A 13,969-nucleotide genomic window follows, 5' to 3' on the forward strand; every position below is an offset into this window, starting at 1 on the left:
CGCCAGCACCGCCCGCTGGGCGGGTCGGCCGACGCGGAACGGCAGCGCCCGCGCGGCCGCGTCGAGGCGGGCGATCAGCTCCGGCGGGCCGACGGCGCAGCCGGCCCGGACCGACGCCAGCCCCCACGCCTTGGAGAAGGTGCGCAGCACCAGGGCGCGGGCGCCCTCCCGGACGGCGGCCAGCGCGTGGTGCGACCCCGGCGGGGCGAAGTCCAGGTACGCCTCGTCCATCACCAGGGTGCCCGGCGCGTCCTCGGCCGCGGCGAGCAACTGCCCCACCTGGCCCCCGTCGAGCAGGGCGCCGGTCGGGTTGAGGGGGTTGCAGACGAAGACCGGTCCGGTGTGCGCCGCCAGCACCGCCGCGGCCGCCGGCACGGGAACGGCGTGCCCGACGGTCGGCAGCGTGTGCAGGGGCGCGCCCACCGTGGCCGCCGAGGCGGCGTAGCCGGGGAAGGTCCCCGTGGTGGTGGTGACGCGCGCCCCGGCGTCGCGGGCGGTGGCGAGCGCGGTGAGCAGCACCAGTTCGTCGACCCCGTTGCCGACGGCGACCATCTCCGGCGCCACCCGGAAATGGTGTGCCAGCGCGCGTCGCAGGGTGTCGTACGCGCTGTCGGGGTACCGCTCCAGCGCCCGGGCGGCCTCCTCGCTCACCGCGGCGACCGCCGCCGGAGGCGGGCCGTGGGCGGACTCGTTGAGGTGCAGCCGCAGCGCGTCCGGGTCGTCCGGGCCGGAGCGGAAGAACGAACTGCCGGAGCGCGGCGGGTGCTTCGTCCCGTCGGCGGTATCGGTCACGGGTGTGCTCCTCGGTGGTGTCGGTGACGGGGCGGGGTCATCCGTCCTCACCCCAGCCGGACCCGGGCGATGGTCCGCAGCCGGTCGTCGCCGAGCAGCGCCCGGCAGCGGTTGCGCTGCACCTTGCCGCTCGGGGTGCGCGGGACCGTGCCCTGCTCCAGGAACCAGCACTCGGCCAGCGCGACGCCGGCCGTGCCGCGGGCCACCGCCGCGATGTCGTCGGCGATGGCGGGGAAGTCGTCCCGGCGGCGGCGCGGTTCGGTGAGCAGCACCAGCTCCACCGCCCCGGCGCGCCCGGTGTCCAGCAGGACCGACGCTCCCTGGCGCAGCGGCCCGAGGGCGTCCAGCGCCGCCTCGACCTCGGCCGCGTAGATCTTCCGGCCGCCGACCGACAGCAGGTCGTCGGAGCGGCCCGCGACGTAGATCTCCCCGTCGTGCTCGAACCCGAGGTCCTCGGTGCGCAGCCCGCCGCCGGTGAAGCGCTCGGCGGTGCGCTCGGGGTCGCCGTGGTAGTGGGTGGCGAGGCTGGGGGAGGAGATGTGCAGTTCGGCGCTGGTGCCCGGCGGGCCCGCGGTGATCCGCACCCCGGGCAGCGCCGGTCCGTTGGAGACCAGCCGGACCGAGCCCGGGGCGCCCTCGGGCGCGGGTTCGGCGCGGCCGGCGAGCAGCGCGTCGCGGTCGAAGGCGGCGGCGTGCGGCCGGCGGTCGTACGGGGTGCAGGCCACCGCGAGGGTGGCCTCCGCGAGCCCGTAGGCGGGCATGAACGCCTCCGGGCGCAGGCCGGAGGGGGCGAACCGCTCCGTGGCGGCGGCGATGGTGTCCCAGTCGACGCGTTCGGCCCCCAGGGTCAGCACGCGCAGGGCCAGTTCGCGGGGGAGCGGGGTGGTGCGGCTCTGCGCCCGGGTGGCGAGGTGCAGCGCGGTGCTGGTGCCGGCGGTCATGGTGGCGCCGAACTCCGAGAGGTCGCGGAACCAGCTGCGCGGCGCCATGCCGAACCGCTCGGGGGTGGACAGCACGAGGTCGAAGTCGTAGGCCCAGGAGTTGAGCAGGCAGCCGAAGGCCCCCATGTCGTGGGAGAGCGGCAGCCAGCAGCCGATCACCTCGCGGCCGGGGGTCGAGCCGGCCATCTCCAGCATCATGCCGAGCTGGGCGGCGATGGCCCGCGGGGTCAGGGCGCATCCCTTGGGCACGCTGGTCGAGCCCGAGGAGCACTGGATGAAGGCGGTCTCGTCGGGGCCGGGCGGGCACGGTTCGACACCGCCGGGCCCGCCGGTCAGCGCGGTCCACGGCAGCACCGGCAGGTCGCGCCCGGCGGTCGCCGGCAGCATCGGCAGCAGCCCGGGGTCGGCCAGCAGGACGACCGGGTCCACCCGGTCGAGCAGCGCGGTGATCTGGGCGCCGTACTCCGGCGCCGTCATCCCGCGTGCGGGCAGCGGCAGCGAGGCGACCGCCGCCCCCGCGATCCAGGCGGCGAGCAGCCCGCGGACGGCCTCGGGGGTGTTGGAGAGCACCGCCGCGACGCGGGTGCCGGGCACGACACCCGCCGCCCGCAGCGTGCCCGCCATGGCGCGGGCGTCGGCGGTCACCGCCGCCCAGGTGGTGTGGGAGAAGCGGTCCCCCTCCCAGGCGTGGAGGGTGCCGCGGCCGGAGCCGCCCAGCAGCGCCTCCCACAGCCCGGGATGGGGGTCGGCGGCCCGGGTCCGGGCGCCGGCCGGGGCGGCCGGGGCGCCCGCGGCGGTCGGGACGGCGTTCACTCGACCTCCACTGGGGAGGGGGCCGCGTCGGGCCGGCGCTCGGCGAGCGGGACGAGGTCCTGCTGGCCGCGGAGCAGTGCGTCGCGGTCGGCGCCGGCGGCCTCCACGCGGCTGACTCCCGCCTCCCGCATGGACAGCCGCTCGGTGTCGATGCGGATCACCTTCCACGCCAGGCGGGTGCGCTCCAGCCCCCAGATGAAGACGGCGGAGAGGTCGACCTCCCACCACCGCATGCCGTGGCGCGCGGAGCGGGGGAAGGCGTGGTGGTTGTTGTGCCAGGCCTCGCCGAAGGAGGGCAGGGCCAGCCAGGCGATGTTGCGGGACTCGTCGGTGGTGGTGAACCGGCGCCGGCCGAAGTAGTGGCCGATGGAGTTGACGGCGTACGTCATGTGGTTGACCAGGAAGATGCGGACCAGCCCGCCCCACAGCATGCCGGTGAGGAACGCGGCCGGCGAACCGCCGGAGAGGGCGAAGCCGAGGACTCCCGGGAGCACGATCCCGGCCGCCACCACCAGGACGAAGTTCTCGCTCAGCCACCGCAGCGACTTCTCCCGGGTCAGGTCGGGGCAGTAGCGCAGCGGGTCGGAGGTGAGGCGGCTGTTGAAGAGCCAGCCGAGGTGGGCGTGCCAGATGCCGGCGGCCGCCCCGCGGAACCCGGGCTCGAAGTCCAGGTGCGGGCTGTGCGGGTCGCCCTCCTTGTCGGCGACGCGGTGGTGGCGCCGGTGGTGGGCCGCCCAGATGATGGGCGGCCCCTGCCCGGCCATCGCCCCGGCCGTGGCCAGGGCGACCCGGATCGGCCGGTAGGTCTGGAAGGACCGGTGGGTGAGCATGCGGTGGTAGCCGGTGGAGATGCCGATGCCCGCGACCACGTACATGATCACCAGCACGAGCAGGTCGGTCCATCCGAAGACACGGTTCCAGAGCAGGACCATGCCGGCGAGCACCGCGAGCAGCGGTACCACGGACGCCGTGAGGATGAACCAGCGGTGTTCTCGGCCGTCCATCGGCCACCTCGCTATCTGGTCTGTCGGTGCGTCACTGGACGCCTTGGGTGGTTTCCGGGTCGAACTCGGTGCGCAGGGACGGCAGTCCCAGCGCGGTGACGGCGGCGACGGCGGTGAGCACCGTGCCGGTGAGGAACGCGGTGTGGTAGCTGTCCAGGAGTGCCTGCGGCAGCGCGTTGCCGGACTCGCTGGAGGAGGTGAGGCGGCTGCTGGCGAGCGTCGCGAGCACGGCCAGGCCCACGGCCCCGCCGATCTGCTGGCCGGAGTTGAGGATTCCCGACGCCGCCCCGGTGTCCTGGCGGTCGACCGCGCTGACCGCGGCCACCACCAGCGGGACGAGCGCCAGGCCGTAGCCGGCGGAGCACAGCAGCAGGGTGGGCAGGACCTCGGTGGCGTAACTGCCCTCGACGCTGGTGCGCAGCAGCAGGCCGAGGCCGACGGTGGCGACGGAGAGGCCGGTGAAGCAGAGCAGCCGCCCGCCGACCTTGGGGAGCAGCTGGATCGCGATGCCGGAGAACAGCGCCATGGTGACGCCGAACGGTGCCCAGGAGAGGCCGGCGCGCATCGGCGACCACTCCTGCACCAGCTGCATGTACTGGGTGAGGAAGAAGAAGATGCCGTAGAGGCCGGAGGCGGCCAGCAGCATCATGAGGTTGGCGAGGACGATCTGCCGGTTGCGGAAGATGGAGAGCCGGATCAGGGGTTCGGCGGCGGTCTTCTCCCGGACGGCGAACAGCGCCAGCAGGACGACGCTGACGGCCAGGCCCCCGAGGGTGGCGGCGGAGTCCCAGGTGCGGTGCTCGGTGCTGATCACGGTGTGCACCAGCAGCAGCAGGCCGGCGGTGAGCAGCAGGGCGCCGGTGGTGTCCAGTCGGACGCGGGAGTCGCGCTCGTCGCGGTCGGCCATGGCCGGGGCCATCGCCAGGGCGAACAGCAGGACGCCGATGGGGATGTTGACGAAGAAGACCCAGCGCCAGCTGATCAGGTCGGTGATGACGCCGCCCAGCAGGACGCCGGTGACGCCGGAGATACCGGTGAGCCCGCCCCAGACGCCCAGCGCCTTCCGCCGTTCCCCGGGGTCGGTGAACGTGTTGACCAGGATGGAGAGCGCGGCGGGGCTGAGGAGCGCGGCGCCCAGGCCCTGCACGCCGCGCGCCACGATCAGCATCTCGGGTGTGGTGGCGATGCCGCCGACGAAGGACGCGACGGTGAAGATCGTCAGACCGGTCAGGAAGACGCGGCGGCGGCCGAACAGGTCGGCGCAGCGCCCGCCGAGGACGAGGAAGCAGCCGAACAGCAGCATGTAGGCGTCCACGACCCACGCCAGCGAGGCGGCGCGGAAGTCGAGGTCCTCGCGGATCGACGGGAGCGCCATCGCGACGACGGTGTCGTCGATGATCACGCTGAACTGGGCGCCGCAGGTGACCGCGAACACCAGGCCGGCCGCGGCGGCCGGTTTCCGGATGGCGGTGGTGGGGGGCGAGTGCGTCATGGGGTCTCCCGCACGGTCGAGTGCACCGATGGTCTTGCTACGATCGTAGTAGAGATTTCTACAAACGTAGGACCCTAGGGTGGTGGCATGCAGTCGTCAATCGATTCCCCGTCCCATCGCAGCCCGACCCGGCTGCGACTGCTGGACGCCGCCGTCACCGTCATCGCCCGGGACGGGCTGCAACGGCTCAGCCACCGGCGGGTGGAGGACGAGGCCGGCCTCAAGCACGGCGCGACCACCTACCACTTCCGCACCCGCGACGCCCTCATCGAGCAGGTGATCGCCCATCTCGCCGACCGCGACCGCCAGGTGATGGGGGAGGTGCTGGGCGGCGCCCCGCACCCCGAGGCACCCGACGAACTGGCGCGCGTGCTGCGACCGTTCCTCACCTCCGCCCGCGACCAGACGATGGCGCGGTTCGAACTGTTCCTGCACGCCGCCCGGGAACCGGCGCTGCAGGGACACCTGGCACGCTGGCGGCGGCTCTTCAGCGAGAGCGGGGAGGCGCTGCTGCGTCACCTCGGCGCCCCCGACCCGGCAGGCGCCGCCGAGATGCTGGTCACCGGCATCGACGGCATGCTCTTCGCCGGCGTCTGCCTCCCCGACCGGCTCCCGCCGGCCGAGCTGCGCCGCCAGTGCGCGGCGCTGCTCGACCGGTGCATGGCCGCGCCCGGCGGCTGACCCCCGCCACCGCGGGCGCCGCCCCCTCACCGCTCCTCGCCCGCGCCGCCGGCGGCGGCCACCGCCCGGTTCAACCGGTCCATCCGGGTCGCCAACGAGAGCCGGCCCTCCAGTCGGAACACCGGCGGGCGGCGGCCGTCGACGTCGCAGAAGCCGTACTCCCGGGCCAGGTCCCCGGTGGCCAGCACCTCGCCGGCGTGGCGCGCCACCCCGGCGTCGGCGGCCAGCGAGGCCACCGCGCGCCCCACGTACTCCGGGGTGTGCGCGATCGACGCCGGGCCGGAGCCCATCAGGTCGGCCGCCGCCGCCACCCGCTCCGTCAGCACGAACCCCGGGTGGAGCGCCAGCGCGGTCACCGCCGTCCGCCGCAGATCGGCGGCGAAGGCGCGGTTCAGGCGGTCCGAGCCGTGCTTGAACACGTCGTACGCGGCCTGGCCCAGATAGGTCCCGCCGTCGGTGTAGCCGATCCCCACCACCAGCGCGCGCGGCAGCTCCACCATCAGCGGCACCAGCAGCCGGGTGACGTCGTACTGCGCCCGCAGCGAGGCGGCGCAGAGGTCGTAGCGCCACATCGGCTGCCGCCAGAACGGCGCGTCGAACCGGACGTCGGCGGACCGCTCGTACCCGCCCCAGGCGTTGTTGACCAGCAGGTCCAACCGGCCGTGCTCGGCGCCGACCCGGCGGGCCAGCTCCTCGTTGTCCTCGGTGCGGGTGTGGTCGCACACCACGGCCACCCCCCGGCCGCCGCGCGCGGTGACCTCCTCGGCCACCTCCTCGACCGTTCCCGGCAGCCCCTCCGTCCGGTCGCCCGTCCGCGAGCTGCGGCCGGTCACGTACACCGTCGCGCCCGCCTCGCCCAGCGCCAGCGCGATCCCGCGGCCCACGCCGCGGCTCGCCCCGGTCACCACCGCCACCGTGCCGCTGAGCACCGGCGGCGCCCACGGCTCGGTCGCGGCCTCGTCCGCCGGCCGGTTCGCCGCGTCGTCCGTCGCGTCGTCCATCTCCCCGTCCCCTCTCGTCGATCGGTCTGCGCCGTTCACGACACCGGCCGCCGGAACCGCTCCGGCCGCCGGGACGGCCGCGTCGCCGCGGCCCGGGCCCGGCCCGCTCACCCGCCCGCCGCGAACCGCAGCGTGGCGCGGTACGCCTCGGTGTCCGCGACCTTCGGGACGCCGAACCGGTCCCGCAGCTCGGGCATCGAGGTCGGCAGCACCCCGCCGCCGGCGCGGGTCACCTCGCTGACGTCCCGCAGCACCGACAGGTAGGTGCGGGTCATCGGGGAGAGCCCAGCGACCTCCCGCGCCCGCGGGTCCTCCGGGTCCAGCACCGGCACCGGCGTCAGCGTCCGCCCCCGCTCGGCCGCGTGCTCCGTGCAGATGCGCAGCGCCTCGCCCATGTCCATCGCCTCCGGGCCGTACGTCACCCAGAACTCGCCCGAGTCGACCCCCTGCTCCACGGCCCGCAGCACCGCGATCGACAGCAGGTCCTGCGGCACCACGTCGATCCGGTTGCCCGCGTGGACCGGCACGAACGGGGCGCGGCCCCGGCAGATCCAGTCCGAGATCGACTGGACGATCTGCCCGCGCGAGGTCCGGCCGGTGACCGCATCACCGATCAGGTTGGTCGGACGGAAGACGGTGTGCGGCACCCCGCTCTCCGCCAGCAGCTGCTCCGCGCGCAGCTTGGACCGCACGTACGGCGTCGTCACGTTCGACTCCGTCAGGCCCCCCGGCGCGCCGGGCAACAGCGCCGCGACGAAGGCGGTGCTCATGAAGTGCACGGTGGCGCCGGCCGCCGCCGCGAACTCCGCGACGTGGCGGGTCCCCTCGACGTTGACCGGCTCGTAGTCGGCCGCCGGCCGGCCCCACTCGGTCAGTCCCGCCGAGTGGACCACCGCGTCGACCTCCGCCGCCAGCGCCCGGTGGGCGTCGGCGGTGAGACCGAGCAGCGGCTGCGACACGTCGCACCGCACCACGCGCGCCGCGCGCCCCGCCTCGACGGGCCCCCGGGCGGCGGCCAGCAGCGTGACCTCCGCCTCCTCCCGCAGCAACGACTGCCCGACGACGCCGGAGGCCCCCGTCAGCAGCACCACCGGACGGCGGCTCATGCGCGCGCCTCCCGCCAGTCCATCAGCCGGCACGCGCCCCGGACCCCCGCGTACAGCAGCGGCTCCGGCGGGAACGCCTGCCGCCGACGGGAATCGTCGTCCACGTACAGCAGCCGCGCGTACTCCGAGTCCTTGCCGAGCACCAGGTCGCGCAGCACCTTGCCGCCGGTGTGCGTCGCGGAGATGCCGTTGCCGCAGAAGCCGTAGCCGTAGAACAGGTTGCCCGGCAGCTGCCCGAAGTGCGGGGCGAAGTCCCGGACGATGTCCACCGTCCCGCCGTAGGCGTAGCGGAACCGGACGTCGTCCCACATCGGGAAGAACCGCCGGAACTCCTCGACCAGCACCCGGTACGCCCGCGGGTCGTTCATCCGGCGCCGCCGGGTGTCCCGGTTGCGGAAGTACAGTGCCGGGCCGCCCGCCCACAGCACGCGGTTGTCCGCGGTGAAGCGGGCGCAGGTCAGGAAGGTCTTGGCCTCCACCAGCCCCTCGCGCCCCTCCCAGGCGATCCGGTCCAGCTGCGCCGGGGTCAGCGGGTCCGTCACCAGCGCGTAGCTCCACACCGGGATGACCTGGTCCCGGAAGGGCGGGAAGGTGAACTGGTGCGCGTTGGCGGCGATGACCACCTTGTCCGCGACGACCCGCCCGCCGGGCGTCACCACCGTGGGCCGGACCCCGGGGTGGACCCGCAGCACCGGCGTCCGGTCGTGGATCACCACCCCCGCCTCCCGGACCACCCGCGCCAGCCCGCGGGCCAGCTTGAACGGATTGACCAGCGCCCCACCGGTGCGCAGCGCCCCGGTGAGCGCCGGTGAGCCGATCAGCTCCCGGGTCTCCGCGGCGCCGAGCAGCGCCGGACCGGCACCCCCGGAGAGCCGGGCCGCCAGGGCGCGGTCCTTCTCCAGCCGCCGCAGCTGCGCCGGGGTGGTCGCCGCCAGCAGGTAGTCGTTGGCCTCGAACTCGGCGTCCACCTTGTGGCGGCGCAGGAACCGGCCGATCTCCAGGATCGACCGGCCCACCGCGCGGGAGGCGTCGGCGGTGCGCTGCTCGCCGAACCGCGCCACGAGCGCCTGGATGTCCTTTCCGACGGTGGGGGTGACGAAGCCGTCGGCCCGCCCGGAGGCCCCGTGGCCGGAGAACTCCGCCTCCACCACGTGCACGTCCAGCGCCGGCTCGGCCTTCTTCAGGAAGTAGGCGGTCCACAGGCCGGTGTAGCCCCCGCCCACCACGCACACGTCGCAGTCGACCGACTCGCGCAGCGGCGGGCCCGGTTCCGCGTGCTCCGTCTCGTGCCAGTAGACGACATGTTTCACATCGGTCATTCAGCGCACCTTCTCGAATACGAAGCGGGAGAGCCCGAGATGGCGGTTGCGGAAATGCTCGACGGAACTCGACAGGTACCGCTCGTAATGGGCGACGGTGGTCTCGCCGGCGATCTCCACCGCCTCCGGGCGACGCGCCGTCAACCGCTCGTGCCAGACGCCGGCGGTACGCGCGTAGTGGTCGGGGTCATTGCGCATTCCCACGATGTCGAACGTCCGCTCCGACGCCTCGACGATTTCCGACACCGCCGGAATCTCGGACTCCGGAAAGATCATTTTCATGATGAAGAGCAGATCCGCCACCGTGCGGCGGTCCATCACCACGTTGTTGCCCTTGACGCAGGTCTGGAGCGCGAGGCGACCGCCCACCGGGAGCCACTGGGCGCACCGGTCGAAGAACTCCCGGTAGACCGCCACCCGCTCGGCCCGCGGCAGGCCCGGCGCGGCGAAGTGCTCGAACGCGCCGATGGAGACCACCGCGTCGTACCCGCCGTCCTCGGGGCGGTGCTCCTGCCAGGACTCCAGCAGCAGCTCCGTGCGCTCCGCCGGCCCGCGGCGGTACCACGCGGCCTGGCTCTCGCTCAGCGTCACCCCGACGGCGTGGCCGACGCCGTGCGCCTGCGTCAGGCGGCGCAGCATGCTGCCCCAGCCGCAGCCGACGTCCAGTACCCGCCGCGCACCGGTGGCGCGGGCCCCGGTGATCAGGTGGTCCAACTTCCGTTCCTGCGCCCGCTCCAGCGTCTCCGCCGGGTCGCCGTCCTCGCCCCACAGCGCGCAGGTGTAGGTCAGCGAGCGGTCCAGCCAGAGCGCGTAGAACGCGTCCGAGACGTCGTAGTGGTGGCGGATCGCCTCCGCCGACGCCCCCGCGTTGACCACGGTGTCCGCCGGCGCGCCCGCCGGCGCCGGCGCGCTCACGCCTCGACGCCGTCCGAGCGCGTGGCGTTGGCCAGCGCCACCAGGTCGCCGACGGACTTCACGTCCGCGGCGCGGCCCGGGTCGAACTCGATACCGACCTCGTCCTCGATCTCGTAGACGATGTCGGCGATCTGCAGGCTGGAGAGCCCCACCGCGTCGAAGCGGGTCTCGGCGTCCAACGTGTGCGCCCCGGCCTTGCTGCCGAGCTTCTTGGCTATCAGTTCGCAGACCATCGAAGTGGTGACCATGGTGACGACCTTTCGGTGAACCGGCTGCATGGCGGGATCACCCTAGGTCGGCCGCACCGCGATCCGGCATGGCAAGCGACTGGCAGAAGTCTGCTAGCACGTACCGCCGGTACTGCTCCGCCGTCCCTGGCAGGGGGTTGTCATTGCCCGGCCTCGGAACGCGGAAACAGAATGCGGTGTCGCTCCCATTCCCCGACGGCACAAGGGACGCTCCCCATGGGTCATTCCGCCCGCGTGGTCGACCACATCGCCGCATTCCTCACGGCTCAGCGACTCCGGCACGTCTTCGGTGTCGGCGGCGCCAACATCGAGGACCTCTACGACGCCGTGCACCGCGCCGGCCCGCCGCTGCGGGCCCTCGTCGCCAAGCACGAGTTCTCCGCCGCGGCCATGGCCGACGGCCACTTCCGGGCCTCCGGGCGCCCCGCCGTCGTCGTCGCCACCTCCGGCGCCGGGGCCATGAACCTGGTGCCCGGCATCGCCGAACTGCGCGCCTCCTGCGTCCCCGCGCTGGTGCTCATTGGGCAGCCGCCCGCCGCGCTCGACGGCCGGGGCTCCTTCCAGGAGACCTCCGGGGAGGCCGGCAGCATCGACGCGCTGCGACTGTTCACCGAGCTCGGCGTCGCCTGCGCCCGCGCCGAGAAACCGGGCGACGTTCCCGAACTGCTCCGCAACGCCTGGGAGGCGGCGATCAGCGAGACCCCCGGCCCCGCCGTGCTGCTGCTGCCCAAGGACGTGCAGCAGGCTCCGCTGCCGTCCCCGCCGGCGCCGCGGCCGCTGGCCCCCCGCTCCCATCCGCCCGCGCCCGCCGCGGCGCGCGAGGCCGCGCTGGACGTGCTGCGCCGGGCCCGCGCCGCCGGCCCGGTGGCGATCGTCGCCGGCCGGGGTGTGGCCCGCGCCGACGCCCGCGTCGAACTCGCCGAACTCGCCGAGGTGCTGGACGCGGACGTGGCGGCCGCCCCCGACGCCCGGGACGTCCACGCCAACGCCCACCCGCGCTTCCTGGGCGTCACCGGGCCCATCGGTCACCCGGCCGTCCGCGACGCCCTCGACGCGGCGTCGGCGGTCGTCGTCGCCGGAACCCGCCTCCCGCTGTTCGCCGGCGGCGACCTCCGGCAGCGGCTCAGCGGCCGGCCGGTGGTCTTCCTCGGCACCGAGCCGCCGTTCCTCGACGAGGGCCCCCACCTCCACCACCTCCCCGGACCGCTCCGCGGCGAACTGGCGGCGCTGGCGTCCGGCCTCACCCCCGCCGCGCCTCGGCTCCGCCCACCCGGCGACGCCGCACCGCCCGGCCCGGAGCCGCACGAAGAGCTCACCATGCGCGGCGCGGTGGAGACCCTCGCCCCGCTGCTGCCGGACGGCGCCACCGTCGTCGTGGACGCCGGGAACTGCGGCGCCACCGCCATCCACCACCTCCCGACCCCGCCCGGCGGCCGGTTCGTCGTCGCCCAGGGCATGGGCGGCATGGGCCACAGCTTCGGCGCCGCCGTCGGCGCCGCACTGGCGACCGGCGCGCCGACCTACGTCGTCGCGGGCGACGGGTCGTTCCTGATGCACGGCCTGGAGGTGCACACCGCCGCCGAACTCGGCCTCCCCGTCACCTACCTGGTGCTCAACAACAACGCCCACGCCATGTGCCACACCCGTGAACAGGTCTACTTCGCGGCCGACTACAGCTACAACCTGTTCCGGTCCTCCCGCATCGCCGACGGGCTCGCGGCCCTCCTCCCCGGCGTCACAGCCCACCAGGTCGGGACCGCCGCCGAGCTGCGCGCCGCCCTGGCGGGCCCGCCGGCCACCGGGCCCCGCGTGATCGACATCGCCGTCGACCACCGGGAGACGCCCCCCTTCGAACCGTTCCGCCACGCCGCCACCGCCGCGCGCTGACGGCGAACCCGTACCCGCACGCCCCGACGAGAGGAACCCCGTGACCACCGAGCCCTACACCCCGCCGCCGGCCATCCCGCCGTACATCGCCGACGTCCCCGGGCTCCTCCGCTGGGAGACCACCTCCCGCGAGGACGCCGTCGTCCACGCCCAGCAGCTGACGAAGGAGAGCTTCACCTACGACGAGGTGTACGGGCGGTTCTGCACCGTCGAGGAGTACATCGACGCACCGCCGCGCGCCGTCTTCGACTACCTCAGCGACATCCGCAACCTCAACGAGTACACCTACAGCACCCGGGACTTCCGCCCCGTCGAGGGCCGGCCCGGGCTGCACGTCGGGCGCGACACCCTGGTCGACGACCGGACGCCCATCTACATGCAGTTCCACACCGACCCCGCCGCGCTCACCGTCGACATGCACTGCGCCTGGGACCAGGGCGACGAGCTGTGGATGATCTACCTCTACCGCATCATCGACGCCCAACTGGTCCTCGGCCGCCCCGGATCGGTCGTGCTCTGGACCAACTGCCGCCACCCCTACTACGACAAGAACCCCCACCCCGAGCTGGCCACCTCGCCCGACCGCCCCTGGGTCGGCGACTTCTGGAACCTCTTCTACGCCGGCCACTGGGTCGAGCTCCAGAACCTGAAGAAGATCCTGGAGTTCCACCACGGCGGTGGGACCCCCCGGGAGTCCGGTACCGCATGAGGACCGTCAGCCTGATGGAGGTGGCGTCCTACCTCCCGCCGCGGCGGATCGACACCCAGTGGTTTCTGGACCAGCAGGGCGAGGACGCCCCCATGGCCGGACACGACATGTTCGGGCCGCCCTCGCACCGGCACCACGTCGACCGCGAGGAGACCGCGGCCGACATGATCGAGCAGGCGGCCCGAACCCTGCTGGACCGGATCGGCCCCGACGAGGCCGCCCGCATCGACACCGTCATCACCAACGTCCTCCTGCCCGACCTGCCCTTCACGGGGTCGGGAGCCGAGACCAGCCACCGGCTCGGACTGCGCCCGGACTGGGTGCTGGACGCGCACAACGGCGGCTGCGCCTCGTTCGTCCACATGCTCCGGCTGGCGCGCGCCCTCATCGGCAGCGGGCAGGCGAACGCGGCGCTGCTCTGCAACGTGCAGAACGGCGCCGGCACGGTCATGGCCCAGTCCCGGGTGCGCACGCTGCCGGAGGCCATGATCCCCGGCGACGGCTGCGGCGTCGGCTACGTCACCGCCTCCGCGCGGTCGCCGGTGCTGTCGGTACGGACCCGCAACCTGGGGGAGTACTCCCGTGACTGCGGTCTGACGCTGTCGGACGGCCGGCGCTACTGGGAGCCGGGGGAGAGCCAGATGCACGTCGGGTTCACCCCCGGCAAGGTCGCCGACATCGTGGAGCGGGGCAACCGCCTCGTCCCCGAGGTGGTGCGCGAGGTCTGCGACGACCTCGGCTCCGGCCCGGAGGACGTCGACCTGCTGGTGACCAACCAGCCCAACCGGGTCTTCCTGCGCCAGTGGCAGGAGCGGCTCGGCATCGACGCGAAGCGGCACCCCGACACCTTCGACCGGTTCGGGAACCTCTTCGGAGCCGGGGTGCCCGTCACCCTCGACCACGTGCTGCGGGAGGACGGCATCGCCGACGACAGCCTGCTGGTCCTCGCCGGGTTCGCCCACGCCGGGGACTACGCGGGTGCCGCGGCGATCCGCTGGCACGCCGCCTGAACGCGGCCGAACGCGGCCGGGGCCGGACGGCGGCACAGCCCGCCGTCCGGC

The 13,969-nt window shown here is 74.1% G+C and carries 13 protein-coding genes; 4 read left to right on the forward strand and 9 right to left on the reverse strand.

Going from position 1 to position 13,969, the window contains the following annotated elements:
* The 4 genes from HCN56_RS17230 to HCN56_RS17245 form a co-directional block, all read right to left on the reverse strand.
* Positions 1–792 (reverse strand): aminotransferase class I/II-fold pyridoxal phosphate-dependent enzyme (locus HCN56_RS17230; protein ID WP_167972138.1); only part of this gene is annotated, 792 nt, incomplete at its 3' end.
* A 47-nt stretch (positions 793–839) separates the two neighbouring features.
* The gene (locus tag HCN56_RS17235) at positions 840–2,546 is read right to left on the reverse strand and encodes an AMP-binding protein (RefSeq protein WP_312871276.1); all 1,707 of its coding nucleotides are present in this window, start codon (positions 2,544–2,546) and stop codon (positions 840–842) included.
* Positions 2,543–3,550 (reverse strand): acyl-CoA desaturase, encoded by a 1,008-nt coding sequence (locus HCN56_RS17240; protein ID WP_167972140.1) that lies wholly within the window; start codon positions 3,548–3,550, stop codon positions 2,543–2,545. The genes HCN56_RS17235 and HCN56_RS17240 overlap by 4 nt, the downstream gene beginning before the upstream one ends.
* A 31-nt stretch (positions 3,551–3,581) precedes the next feature.
* Positions 3,582–5,042: an MFS transporter gene (locus HCN56_RS17245; protein ID WP_167972142.1), complete on the reverse strand. Its 1,461-nt coding sequence runs from the start codon at positions 5,040–5,042 to the stop codon at positions 3,582–3,584.
* A gap of 87 nt (positions 5,043–5,129) precedes the next feature.
* Here HCN56_RS17245 and HCN56_RS17250 point away from each other — a divergent pair, with 87 nt between their 5' ends.
* Entirely contained in the window at positions 5,130–5,723 is a 594-nt protein-coding gene (locus HCN56_RS17250) for a TetR/AcrR family transcriptional regulator (protein ID WP_167972144.1), read from the forward strand.
* 26 nt (positions 5,724–5,749) lie between these two features.
* Here HCN56_RS17250 and HCN56_RS17255 read toward each other — a convergent pair whose 3' ends face one another.
* The 5 genes from HCN56_RS17255 to HCN56_RS17275 form a co-directional block, all read right to left on the reverse strand.
* A complete protein-coding gene (locus HCN56_RS17255) occupies positions 5,750–6,724 on the reverse strand; it encodes an SDR family NAD(P)-dependent oxidoreductase (protein ID WP_167972146.1) in 975 nt (324 codons plus the stop codon).
* Positions 6,725–6,831: 107 nt separating this feature from the next.
* Positions 6,832–7,830 carry an SDR family oxidoreductase gene (locus HCN56_RS17260; RefSeq protein WP_167972148.1) on the reverse strand — a complete coding sequence of 333 codons (999 nt, stop codon included), beginning with the start codon at positions 7,828–7,830 and terminating at the stop codon, positions 6,832–6,834.
* Positions 7,827–9,149 carry an FAD-dependent oxidoreductase gene (locus HCN56_RS17265; protein WP_167972150.1) on the reverse strand — a complete coding sequence of 441 codons (1,323 nt, stop codon included), beginning with the start codon at positions 9,147–9,149 and terminating at the stop codon, positions 7,827–7,829. Before HCN56_RS17265 ends, HCN56_RS17260 begins: the two co-directional genes overlap by 4 nt.
* The gene (locus HCN56_RS17270) at positions 9,150–10,064 is read right to left on the reverse strand and encodes an SAM-dependent methyltransferase (protein WP_167972152.1); all 915 of its coding nucleotides are present in this window, start codon (positions 10,062–10,064) and stop codon (positions 9,150–9,152) included.
* On the reverse strand, positions 10,061–10,312 hold the full coding sequence (locus HCN56_RS17275) for an acyl carrier protein (protein ID WP_167972153.1): 252 nt from the start codon (positions 10,310–10,312) through the stop codon (positions 10,061–10,063). The genes HCN56_RS17270 and HCN56_RS17275 overlap by 4 nt, the downstream gene beginning before the upstream one ends.
* 216 nt (positions 10,313–10,528) lie before the next feature.
* On the opposite strand from HCN56_RS17275, the gene HCN56_RS17280 reads away from it, so the two are divergent.
* The 3 genes from HCN56_RS17280 to HCN56_RS17290 are packed head-to-tail and all read left to right on the forward strand — an operon-like array spanning position 10,529 to position 13,918.
* Positions 10,529–12,199, forward strand: coding sequence for a thiamine pyrophosphate-binding protein (locus HCN56_RS17280; protein WP_167972155.1), 1,671 nt, complete (start codon positions 10,529–10,531; stop codon positions 12,197–12,199).
* Between the two features lie 40 nt (positions 12,200–12,239).
* Positions 12,240–12,908, forward strand: coding sequence for an SRPBCC family protein (locus tag HCN56_RS17285; protein WP_167972157.1), 669 nt, complete (start codon positions 12,240–12,242; stop codon positions 12,906–12,908).
* Entirely contained in the window at positions 12,905–13,918 is a 1,014-nt protein-coding gene (locus tag HCN56_RS17290; RefSeq protein WP_167972159.1) for a 3-oxoacyl-ACP synthase III family protein, read from the forward strand. The genes HCN56_RS17285 and HCN56_RS17290 overlap by 4 nt, the downstream gene beginning before the upstream one ends.
* Positions 13,919–13,969: the final 51 nt, after the last annotated feature.

The organism is Streptomyces lonarensis, from assembly GCF_012033735.1.
Classification (GTDB): Bacteria; Actinomycetota; Actinomycetes; order Streptomycetales; family Streptomycetaceae; genus Streptomyces; species Streptomyces lonarensis.

Excerpts from the sequence above, each read along its gene's own strand:
- HCN56_RS17240 (WP_167972140.1), bottom strand. The coding sequence starts at position 3,550 with ATGGACGGCCGAGAACACCGCTGGTTCATCCTCACGGCGTCCGTGGTA.
- HCN56_RS17245 (WP_167972142.1), bottom strand. The coding sequence starts at position 5,042 with ATGACGCACTCGCCCCCCACCACCGCCATCCGGAAACCGGCCGCCGCG.
- HCN56_RS17250 (WP_167972144.1), top strand. The coding sequence starts at position 5,130 with ATGCAGTCGTCAATCGATTCCCCGTCCCATCGCAGCCCGACCCGGCTG.
- HCN56_RS17255 (WP_167972146.1), bottom strand. The coding sequence starts at position 6,724 with ATGGACGACGCGACGGACGACGCGGCGAACCGGCCGGCGGACGAGGCC.
- HCN56_RS17260 (WP_167972148.1), bottom strand. The coding sequence starts at position 7,830 with ATGAGCCGCCGTCCGGTGGTGCTGCTGACGGGGGCCTCCGGCGTCGTC.
- HCN56_RS17265 (WP_167972150.1), bottom strand. The coding sequence starts at position 9,149 with ATGACCGATGTGAAACATGTCGTCTACTGGCACGAGACGGAGCACGCG.
- HCN56_RS17275 (WP_167972153.1), bottom strand. The coding sequence starts at position 10,312 with ATGGTCACCACTTCGATGGTCTGCGAACTGATAGCCAAGAAGCTCGGC.
- HCN56_RS17280 (WP_167972155.1), top strand. The coding sequence starts at position 10,529 with ATGGGTCATTCCGCCCGCGTGGTCGACCACATCGCCGCATTCCTCACG.
- HCN56_RS17290 (WP_167972159.1), top strand. The coding sequence starts at position 12,905 with ATGAGGACCGTCAGCCTGATGGAGGTGGCGTCCTACCTCCCGCCGCGG.